At 31.2% G+C, this 11,074-nt stretch carries 9 protein-coding genes; 3 read left to right on the top strand and 6 right to left on the bottom strand.

Going from position 1 to position 11,074, the window contains the following annotated elements; genetic code table 11:
• Both ACH2BP_RS08485 and ACH2BP_RS08480 read left to right on the top strand, forming a co-directional pair.
• A partial coding sequence (locus tag ACH2BP_RS08485; RefSeq protein ID WP_395058904.1) for a cbb3-type cytochrome c oxidase subunit I occupies positions 1-1,104 on the top strand: 1,104 nt, incomplete at its 5' end.
• Between the two features lie 82 nt (positions 1,105-1,186).
• Positions 1,187-1,873 (top strand): porin family protein, encoded by a 687-nt coding sequence (locus ACH2BP_RS08480; RefSeq protein WP_395058903.1) that lies wholly within the window; start codon positions 1,187-1,189, stop codon positions 1,871-1,873.
• On the opposite strand, the gene ACH2BP_RS08475 is transcribed toward ACH2BP_RS08480, so the two are convergent.
• From ACH2BP_RS08475 to ACH2BP_RS08465, 3 genes are all read right to left on the bottom strand, one after another.
• A complete protein-coding gene (locus ACH2BP_RS08475) occupies positions 1,868-2,476 on the bottom strand; it encodes a hypothetical protein (protein ID WP_395058901.1) in 609 nt (202 codons plus the stop codon). The genes ACH2BP_RS08480 and ACH2BP_RS08475 overlap by 6 nt on opposite strands.
• Positions 2,477-2,587: 111 nt before the next feature.
• Positions 2,588-4,150 (bottom strand): OmpA family protein, encoded by a 1,563-nt coding sequence (locus tag ACH2BP_RS08470; RefSeq protein ID WP_395058899.1) that lies wholly within the window; start codon positions 4,148-4,150, stop codon positions 2,588-2,590.
• Positions 4,151-4,358: 208 nt separating this feature from the next.
• Complete coding sequence (locus ACH2BP_RS08465; protein WP_395058897.1) at positions 4,359-5,867, bottom strand: GH3 auxin-responsive promoter family protein; 1,509 nt, start codon at positions 5,865-5,867, stop codon at positions 4,359-4,361.
• Between the two features lie 101 nt (positions 5,868-5,968).
• Between ACH2BP_RS08465 and ACH2BP_RS08460 the strand changes: the two genes are divergently transcribed.
• A complete protein-coding gene (locus tag ACH2BP_RS08460) occupies positions 5,969-6,763 on the top strand; it encodes a DUF2797 domain-containing protein (protein ID WP_395058895.1) in 795 nt (264 codons plus the stop codon).
• A 41-nt stretch (positions 6,764-6,804) separates the two neighbouring features.
• Here ACH2BP_RS08460 and ACH2BP_RS08455 read toward each other — a convergent pair whose 3' ends face one another.
• The 3 genes from ACH2BP_RS08455 to ACH2BP_RS08445 form a co-directional block, all read right to left on the bottom strand.
• Positions 6,805-7,317 carry a hypothetical protein gene (locus tag ACH2BP_RS08455; protein ID WP_395058893.1) on the bottom strand — a complete coding sequence of 171 codons (513 nt, stop codon included), beginning with the start codon at positions 7,315-7,317 and terminating at the stop codon, positions 6,805-6,807.
• Positions 7,318-7,505: 188 nt separating this feature from the next.
• Positions 7,506-8,345 (bottom strand): DUF4339 domain-containing protein, encoded by an 840-nt coding sequence (locus tag ACH2BP_RS08450; protein WP_395058891.1) that lies wholly within the window; start codon positions 8,343-8,345, stop codon positions 7,506-7,508.
• A 50-nt stretch (positions 8,346-8,395) separates the two neighbouring features.
• Positions 8,396-11,020 carry an AsmA-like C-terminal region-containing protein gene (locus ACH2BP_RS08445; RefSeq protein ID WP_395058889.1) on the bottom strand — a complete coding sequence of 875 codons (2,625 nt, stop codon included), beginning with the start codon at positions 11,018-11,020 and terminating at the stop codon, positions 8,396-8,398.
• Positions 11,021-11,074 lie beyond the last annotated feature (54 nt).

Genomic DNA, 11,074 nt, shown 5'->3' with positions numbered 1-11,074 from the left:
ATTATTGGTATTATTTCATTTCCTGTTCTTTTATCTGCAGCACTAATGTTGGTTATGGATAGAAGTATGGGTACATCATTTTTCTTGTCGGATATATTTATTTCTGGAGAAGTGTTACACTATCAAGGTGGATCTCCAGTTTTGTTCGAACATTTATTTTGGTTTTTGGGTCACCCTGAAGTTTATATTGTATTATTACCAGCTTTAGGAATTACATCTGAAGTTATCGCTACAAATTCTCGAAAACCAATTTTTGGATATCGTGCCATGATTGCTTCTATATTAGCAATTGCATTTTTATCAACAATCGTTTGGGGTCACCATATGTTTATTTCGGGTATGAATCCATTTTTAGGATCGGTATTTACATTTACAACTTTGTTAATTGCAATTCCATCTGCGGTAAAAGCATTTAATTATATTACAACACTTTGGAAAGGTAACTTACAGTTAAATCCTGCAATGTTATTTTCTATCGGATTGGTTTCTACCTTTATATCAGGAGGAATTACAGGAATCGTTTTAGGAGATAGTACATTAGATATTAATGTTCATGATACTTATTTCGTTGTAGCTCACTTTCACTTAGTAATGGGTATTTCTGCATTGTATGGTTTCTTTGCTGGTGTTTATCACTGGTTTCCTAAAATGTTTGGAAGAATGATGAATAAAAATTTAGGTTATATTCACTTTTGGGTAACAGCAATTTGTGCTTACGGTGTTTTCTATCCAATGCATTTTATAGGAATGGCTGGTTTACCACGACGTTATTATACTAATACTAATTTTCCTTTATTTGATGATTTAGCAGATGTGAATCAGGTTATTACAGGATTTGCATTGGTTGGAGCAGCTTTTCAAATAGTATTTATGTGGAATTTCTTTAGCAGTATTTTTTACGGAAAAAGAACAGTACAAAATCCATGGAGATCTAACACGCTTGAGTGGACTACACCAATAGAACACATACACGGAAACTGGCCAGGTGCTATTCCAGAGGTTCACAGATGGCCTTATGATTATAGCAAACCAGGACACGATGATGACTTTGTTCCTCAAACAGTGCCGATGAAAGAAGGTGAAGAAGAACTTCATCATTCATAAATAAAATTTAAAAATGCCTTTCTTGATGAAAGGCATTTTTAGTTTAAAGTATTTTATTAACTTTAAACCATAATTAAAAACCATGCAAAAGCTTTTTCAAATAATTTTGTTCCTCTCTTGTTTAACTGTCTTTTCTCAAGAAGAACCAAATTTTTCTGCGGTAGATTCATTGTATCGTGAAGATCAGTTTTATTTTGGGGTAACTTATAACGTGCTAAATCTAAAGCCAAAAGATGTTTCTCAAAACTCATTTTCCACAGGTTTAAGTCTTGGGTTTTTAAGAGATTTCCCTATCAATAAAGACAGAACATTTGCCATTGCACCAGGTTTGGGTTTTTCCTATAATAACTACAAAGAAAATCTTGTGGTCGACAATCTTGACGGAACCATTAATTATAGTATTATAGAATCAGGAATTAATTATAAAAAAAACAAATTAGCTTTGTATTTTGTCGATTTGCCTATAGAATTTCGTTGGAGAACATCAACTTTCGATTCTCATAAGTTTTGGAGGGTATATACGGGTTTTAAACTTAGCTATTTGATATTAAGTCAGTCAAGATATCTAGATGCAACCCAAAACTTTAAAATAAATAATAATCCAGACATCAATAAAATGCATTACGGAGCCTATATTTCTGCGGGATATAATTCTTGGAATTTATATGCTTATTACGGATTACAGAATATGTTTAAAAATGGTAGTTTAAATGGTAATCCTATAGAGATAAGTACTTTAAATATTGGATTAATGTTTTATGTTTTATAACCAAAAAAACAACAGTAATATTTGCGGAAACAATCCAATTAAGTATCCTAAAACTAATTCCTTATTAGTATGTGCTTTCATATATAACCGAGATGAAGCCACAATTCCATTACAAAACAATAGCAGACTTATAATGATTACTTCGTGAACTTTAAAATGCATACAACTACTGATGCAAAAAAGAGTTAAAGATGCCATTCCCAGCATATGTAAACTTACTTTCTTGTCGAAATAAACTAATATTAAAGCAATTATACTACTAATTATACTGCCTGAAAAAAAGTAAAATAACTCAGGAATCGTTTCTTTTGTGATACTTTTAACGATTAAAACGGAAAGTAATACTATATGAATAGTCAATGGAATTTTTCGTTGGGAAACTTTTGTAACCATTACCGAATCTATTTTACCCAACATAATGAGAAAATAAAAAATGGCTAAAGGAATAAATACAGTAACTAATAATACTTGTATGGTGTATAAATAAATCGCTTCGTAAACAAAATACCTATCTGTTGTTATAAAAAAATAAAAAAGAGTACCCATCACCGATATAAAAATAGGGTGGAAGAGATAAGAAAAAAAAGGAAGAATTCTTTTCAAGAAAAAAGTATTTTAGCAAATATACTTTTTTTGAGTTTAAAATTTAATCAAAAAAAATCCTATTTGTTTTACCAAATAGGATTTGTACATTTTTTTATTTAGTTTTTCTTGTTATCTTATAATAAACTCCACACGTCTGTCAGCGTCAAATTGAGCTTCAGAACAATTTATTTTGCAATTAGAAAATGGTTTAGTTTCTCCGAAACCTTTTGCTTCTATTCGTTCTGAATTGATTCCTTTTGTGATTAAATATTGTATAGCTTCCTGAGCTCTTTTGTCAGATAAAATCATATTATATATATCAGAACCTCTAGCATCAGTATGTGCATTTATTGCAATTTTCATCTCAGGATTAGCATTTAAAACTTCTAGAATTTTGTTTAATGATAAAGTAGATTCTTTTTTTATGGAAGCTTTATTAAAATCGAAATAAATATTCTCGATGGCAATAGTATTTTCCTTAATTTCAGCTTTTTCTTGATTTAATTCGATGTTTGCTGTCGAGTTTCCATTAGCAGTAATTACAGGCAATTCGAAATTTAAATAACCGTCTTTTTTAGCTGTAATTGTGTAGTTTTCTAAAGGTTCTACTTCAAAATTATAGCTTCCATTGTTGCTAGATATTTGTGTTGCAATTTCTTTTCCGTCTTCATCAACTAAACTAATTTTAGCATTTGGCAAAACAGTTTTACTTTGTTTTTCAGTCACCAAACCTTTTAAAGTTAAAGTGTTTTTTTGTAATTCGAAGTGATAAATGTCATATAAACCTGCGCTTTCGGCTCTGTTTGATGTTACATAACCGCTGTTTTTTGTTGCAAGGATAAACGCCACTTCATCGGCAGATGTGTTTATTGTTTTTCCTAGATTTAGAGGTGTTGTATAACGAGTTGTTTTTATTTTTGAAACAAAAACATCTTGTCCGCCATAACCATTGTGTCCATTTGAAGAAAAATAAATTTCTTTACTGGTTGGCGAAGCATAAGCAAATTTTTCGTCTCTATCTGTATTTATTGTTTGTCCTAAATTTGTAGGGTTTGTAGGAATTCCATCGGTATTAATTTCTGCTACATAAATGTCAAAACCCCCAAAGCCACCTGGCATATTTGATGAAAAATACATTTTTTTGCCATCAGGAGAAAGAGAAGGATTTTCTATAGAATAACTAACACTGCTAAAATCTATTGCAACTTCGCTAATCCAGGTATATTTTGTGTCGTCGAAAATTGATTTGTATAATTGATAATTTTTAGAATTCCCTTCGGCACTTTTAGTGTAATACACTGTTTTTTCATCACTTGAAAATGCTAATCCTTCTTCATTTCCTTTTCCGTCTAATGAATAAGCAAAGAAATTAGGTTTAGATAAATTCCCAGTTTTATCCATATTCAAACAATATAAACTATTGTAAGGATTATTAGTGTTTTCGTCTCTTCCTGCTCCAATTGCGCCAGTTTTTCGAGACGAATACATGATATATTTATCTTTAAAAAAAGTTGAGCCCACATCAGATAATTTAGTGTTTATGGCAGTTGCAACGACTGCATATAAATCTTTTGCTTCTTCGAAATTTGAAGTAATTGTAGTTTCTGAATTTTCATTTGTTGTAAATGAATCTTGTGCGAATATAATATTAGATAAAAGTAATAATGTAGCTAGTAATATTGAATTTTTCATAAAAATGTATTGATATTTTGGGTATTTTTTGCAAATAATGTGCAAAGGTATCATTTTCAATCAATAACGAATATAAAATTAGATAAAACGCAAAAATAATCGACAAAAAGCGTCTATTTATAAGAATAAATCGCTTTTCATTCCGATTGTATAATAAAATTCTTAAAAAAAAAGATAATAATTTCAAAAGAATAATTTTAAAACAGTTTTATAAAGTCAATAATTCTTCCAAATAATCTCTCTTGTTTGATAAACGAGGAATTTTGTGCTGTCCACCTAATTTGTCTTGATTTTTTAACCAATCATAAAAAAGATTTTCACGAGCAACATTTATCGTAAGCTGATTTAACGTCATGTTATTGTAACGTTTGGCTTCGTAATCGGAATTTAAAGCTTGTATGTTTTCGTCTAAAGTTTTTGTGAAAAATGCGATATTATCGGGCTGTTTTCTGAATTCGATAATCCATTCGTGTGAACCTTTTTCTTTGCCTTCCATAAAGATTGGAGCAACGGTATAATCTTTGACTTCAGAATTTGTCATTTTACAAGTTTTGGCAATAGCCATATCAGTGTTTTCGACCATAAGTTCTTCTCCAAAAACATTAATATGGTGTTTTGTTCTTCCTGTAACTCGAATTCTGTAAGGGTTTAAAGTGGTAAATCGTATCGTATCACCTATCAGATAACGCCACAAACCAGAATTCGTAGTAATTACTATGGCATAATTTTTATTAATTTCGACTTCAGCCAAGCGAATTATTTTCTGATTTGGTGTGCCAAAAACATCCATCGGGATAAATTCGTAAAAAATCCCGTAATCCAACATTAATAATAAATCACTAGAATTATTTAAGTCTTGAATGGCAAAAAATCCTTCCGAAGCATTGTAAATTTCGTAATATTTGAAATCTTGTTTGGGTAAAATCTTTTTGTACTGTTCACGATACGGATCAAAACTTACGCCGCCATGAAAATAGACTTCAAGATTGGGCCAGATTTCAAATAAATTGTTTTTTCCAGTTTCTTCTAATACTTTGTTTAATAAAACCATCATCCATGACGGAACACCTGCAAAACTTGTTACATTTTCTATTTTTGTTTCGTTTACAATAGCGAGTAATTTTGTTTCCCATTCGCTCATAAGCGATGTTTTGTTGCTTGGTGTACTGCTAAATTCTGCCCAAAACGGCATATTATCTATTAGTATTGCTGACAAATCACCAAAAAAAGTATTATTGTCTTCATATAACTGCTTGCTTCCGCCAAGTCGCAAACTTTTACCGGTAAATAATTGTGAATTTTCGTTGTTATTTAAATACAAACACAACAAATCTTTACTGCCTTTATAATGACAATCTTCTAAAGCGAAGTTGCTTACTGGAATAAATTTACTTTTAGCATTAGTAGTTCCACTCGATTTTGCAAACCATTTGATAGGTTCATGCCAAAAAACATTTTGTTCACCTTTTCTAGTTCGTTCTATAAGTGGTTCTAAATCTTCGTATGTAGAAACAGGAACTCGATCCTGAAATGTATGATAAGATTTTATAGAATTGAAGTCATATTGCTTACCAATAAATGTGTTGTCTGACGAACGAATAAGATTCATCAATAATTCTTCTTGCACTTCATTAGGATATTTTAAAAACAACTCAATCTGATGAATGCGCTGTTTTAAAAACCATGAAGCAATAGAATTTATGATGGGTAATGCCATTTTTTGAATTATGAATTATGAATTATGAATTTTGAATTATAACTTTACCAAAAATAAGGTTTTTTTTTAAAAATCCTAATTCATTAAATCTTAAATCCCAAATGCAATACGAAGGAGTTTTAACCAAAATGCAAACCGAAATTGGGAATCCAATTCAATATTATTTAGTATTTGAAAGCAGTTTCTTGAATGTAAATCAGTTACTTGGCAAAGAACTAGAAATAACTTTTCAGGGTTACCAATGTTTGAATTGCAACAAAAAAAAGAAGATTTTCCGTCAAGGATTTTGTTACGATTGCTTTATGGGAAGCGCTTCGGCTGGCGATTGGATTATGAAACCCGAACTTTCTACAGCACATTTAGACATAGAAGATCGCGATTTAGTGTACGAAAAGAAAGTACAACTACAACCACACATTGTTTATTTGGCTTTGTCTAGTGAAGTTAAAGTGGGCGTAACTCGCGGCTCGCAAGTCCCAACTCGTTGGATAGATCAAGGCGCTGTTCTAGCCATTCCTATTGTCGAAGTTCCTAATAGATATCTTGCTGGAATTACCGAAGTGGCGTTAAAAAATCATTATGCAGATAAAACCAATTGGCAAAAAATGCTGAAAAATGAAGTGCCAGTTGCCGATTTGATAAAAGAACGAGCTAGTTTAAAATATTTGATTCCGAAAGAAGTACAAGAATATTATCATCAGGATAAAAACGATTTATACGAATTGCATTTTCCTGTTTTGCAATATCCTAAAAAAGTGACCAGCCTAAACTTGGATAAATCGCCTAATTTTTCCGGAAAATTATCAGGAATAAAAGGGCAATACCTTATGTTTGAAGACGGAACAGTTTTTAATATAAGAACTTTTGAAGGTTATGTGGTGAAGATTAACCTGTAAGTTTGTCATTCCGAGGAACGAGGAATCTCATTTTAAAATTTTCAGTTGTAAATGGAATATAAATATATAACTATTAATGTCAAAAATGAGTTAATCAAGATGATATTTTGGAAACCATTTTCAGATAAATTTGTTTTGAATTTCAGCATAATCAAACTGATTATCGCTGTAATTGTTAAGCTTAATGCAAAGTAAAAACAAGCTCCATTTAAACCCGACATTAATTTATCAGAATAATCTTTACTTTTCGTTTTAATAGAATTAATGTTTTGAAAAATATAACTACGTCCAATTATTACTTCGTTTTCTTCAATAAATGTTTTTCTTATTGAAAACTCATACCCTTTTTCTGTGTAGAATTTATTACCAACGAATTCTTTAGTACTATAACTACTATATTTATTACGTCTGCTAATCACAATTTGACTGTAAGAAACTATTTTGTCATTAACTTGCTTTTGTGGTAAAATCAATTGATCAATGATAAACAAACTAAAGAATATAGGAATGCAAATTAGAATTTTGATTGTAATTTTTGTATATTTTTCTTTCATTAAAATAAAATCGTTTGTCGCTAATGTGTTATTTAAACTGAAGACTAAAGTTCCCACGCTTGTAGCAGTGGCTTGTGATTTAAGACTGAACTTTACAAACACAAACACAAATTTTGGCTGATAGCGTTTTTTTCGCAGGAAAAAACCAAGCTCAAGCCATTGCTACAAACGTGTGTTGGTAGTAGTAATTATTGTTTACAAAAATATGGGTCAATTTCTCCAGCTTTTGGTGCAAAAGTATTGTCATAACACATATGTAATTTTTTAGATGAAATTGTTTGTATTTTAGCTTCAACAGAAGTTCCTCTGTCACTTTCAGGTGCTGAAACTGATTTGTCTTGCTTTGCTGGAATATTATAAATTGTCACAATTTCACTTTTATATATTCCGCCATTATCTTTTATGTAATTAACATTTACGTTTGCTTCATCAATTAAATATTCAGTATTGTTTGTTACGATTATGTCTAAATTGCTAATTCCTCCGAGTTCATTATAACTGTAACGGTTTGTACTCGCTCCAATGTATTTTTCAATATTATTTCTGTAGTTTCTGTTTTTTGCAGTTAATTCGTCATTAATCCTGTCGTTTTCTGTATAAACGGCAGAAGAGTCTATTCCAAAGATATTATCACCATTGTAATTATTGGTTTCAGGATAGCGATTCGGGTGTATGTTCCCATTTAAGAATAAAAATAAAATTAAAGCGCATGCAACTCCCGAAATAATATAAACCTTTCTCAAAGATTTCTTTTTTTCAGGAATGTCATTTTGTATTTTTTCTTGTGATGGTTTAGAAAATATTGGCGGATTTAAGCTTGAATTTTGTTGAGCAAAATTTTCAAACTTTGGGGGTAAAGAATTTGAATTTATAATATCTTTTAGTTCGTCAACATTATTTCCAGTTGTCCAATTTTGCAAACCCTCATACCAAATAGGAGTTTCACTTTTAATTTGCATTGTTTTTAATTGTTCAATGTCAAACGGACCATTTTCGGTTTCGCCGTTATGAATAAAATATTTTCTCATTTTCTTTATAGTTTCTTTATTTCTACGATTTTCAAGATTATTACTGCCAACTAAGGGGTTGTTGCAGTTTTCTTTTTCTTCCCAAACAAACCATTCAACAAATCACCCGCAGCATTTTTTACAGCATCTTTTTTAGGATCTTTGGTTTTTGTAGTATCTGCAGGATCTTTTTTACCTCCGCCTAACAAATTTCCTAAAGCAGTAGTTCCTTGATTCATCAACTTATCTTTTTGTAATTTCACGATTTGTGAAGCCAAATTTGTTGAAGCTTGCTTCATATCTGTACTTACTTTTGGGCTAGAGAAACTTCCAGTCATTAAGGCTGTAATAGGGTGGTTTTCAATTTTTGCAGCATCGGCAGGAGTTAGTTTTGCTAATAATTTATTTACTTCAGCTCCTAAATATTTCGCAGGAACATCCATTTTGATGTTGTAATTCATGTTTTGGTCGAAACCATGCGAACCGCCAATTTCGGCATTAATATCTTGGTATTTTATTTTGAATGGTTTTATAGTAACTTTCCCATCTTTAAACGAAATAGCAGCTTTAATATCGTTTAAATTTAATTTACTCACATCTAAAAATTTCACTTGAGAACCCAAAGCCGACAGCATTTGCGAATTACTAGAATTAACTGTAGTTGATAATAACTGACCTAACAAATCGCCACTTATTGTTTTTAAATCAGGTGTCATTTCTGTTGCATCAAGATTTCCTGAAAGTTTAATATTTGAATTTAGTTTTCCATTTATAACACCCGCAATTGGTACAATTTTTTTCAACATGTCTAATTGTGTAAAAGTTTTGGCGATATCTACTTTACTTAAATCTAAATTCATGTTGAATGTTGGTACTTTTCCTTTGGTGGAAACCAAACCGTTTACTCCAATTTGACCATCAAAAATATTGGTTGTTACGTTTTGTAAAGTTACTGCTTCATCGCGAATTATCATTTTTCCAGAAACCGCTTTCAGTGTTAAATTGTCGTAAATAACCGTATTGGCTTTGGCTGTAATGGCGCAATCTAAAAAGGCTGGGATTTTTACAGCTTCTTTTCCTTTTTTTCTTCCAGACGATGATCCTGATTCTGAACTTCCTTTTGTAGTTACGGGAGTTGGTGCCATGAAATCGGAAACAAGGAAATTATTCGAATTCATGTTGAAATTCCCTTTCAAGATTTGGTTTCTAAACAAAAATCCGTAAAAATTATCTAGTGTTCCTGTCATTTGAATGTCTGAACTTCCTGTTTTCATATCCAATTGATTCAAACGAATTTGATTTGGATTGAAAGCCACAACCGCTTGTTTAATTTGAACAGGTTTCGCCATACCTTCTCCAGCATAATTAAATCCTGTAAGTGTCATGTTTCCTGCGTTTTGAATGTTTTGATACTGGCTGGTTTCTACCGATTTCATATCAAATTTTGTAGTCACATCAGCTTTTAGAATTCCAGAAAGTGGTGTCGATAATTTTACTGGATATGCTTTGGTTACATTTCCTAAATTGATCGTTCCTTTTAGCGCGGCATCGACTAACGCATTTGTAGCTACGTTTCTAATATTTGCTTTGGCAGTAAAAACATCCTGGTCAATCTTAAAAGAAAGTTTGTCAAGATTTACATAAGTGTCGTTCATCAAACCTGTTTCGTTGATGATTTTTGTATCGATAATAATATTTTGAACCGATTTTGGCAAATCTGGATATTGAAACGAAGCGTTGTTTGACGCAATAGCAATATTAAATTTCGGAACTGTTGTGTCTGTTAGCTTTCCTTTTGCAAAGCCAGCTACGGTAAAGTCTCCAGTGGTTTTCACCGTATTTAAATCTCCAGCATAAGCAGCAGGAACAAGTCCTAAGAAGTTTTTGAATGACGATGTTGGTGTTTTGAAAGTTAAATCATAATCCTGACCATCTTCTAATAATTGAATAAAACCGTTAAATTGTAATGGTAATTCGTTAATTTTTGCCGTATTATCTTTGAATGTATATTTGCTTTTCTCCAAATCGATTCCAAGAACTGCGTCGAGTGAAATGGCTACATTTTTCATGTAATTCATTTTGTCCATATCGAGCGAGATTTTTGCTGTCGATTTTGTGTCTAAATCTAAAACTTGTGAAGCAAAATTTCCAGTTCCTGAATGGTTTAATTCATTAATAACCATTTTAATTTTCGAACGTTCGTCGTAATATTTGAATTTGAAATTTTCTAAAGAATAATTCTGAATATTCATCGCAAATGGTTTGCTTTTAGAATCGTCTTTTTTAGTGTCTTTGATAGCAATGTCAAAATTCCCAATTCCGTCTTTGTTGAAAAGGATATTTGCTTTTCCATTTTTGACAGAAATTGCTTTAAGAGTCATGGGTTCGTTTTCGCCATTAAATAATTCTTTGATAGACATTTGAAGATTTAACTCTTCAAAAGCCACCAATGTATCGCCAACAAAAGGTGCTTTGTTGATAATGATTAGTTTTTGAATTCCTACATTGGCTTGCGGAAAACTTTTGAATAAACTCAAACTGGCATCGGCAAAAGTTACTTGAGCATCTACATTTTCGTTGATGCTTTGCTCGATTTTCGCTTTTATTTGGTCTTTAAAAAAGATAGGAATTGCCGCTAATGAAGCAATGATTACTAATAAAAAAACACCTATTCCTATAAAAATTTTCTTTTTCATATCGTTTGAATTTAATCCTAAATACCTCAAAGCAAAAATCTTACCTTCCTTATC

This window comes from Flavobacterium sp., assembly GCF_043756175.1.
GTDB lineage: Bacteria > Bacteroidota > Bacteroidia > Flavobacteriales > Flavobacteriaceae > Flavobacterium.
The sequence above is the reverse complement of the archived record's forward strand: the minus strand, read 5'-3'. Positions and strand labels throughout refer to the sequence as shown.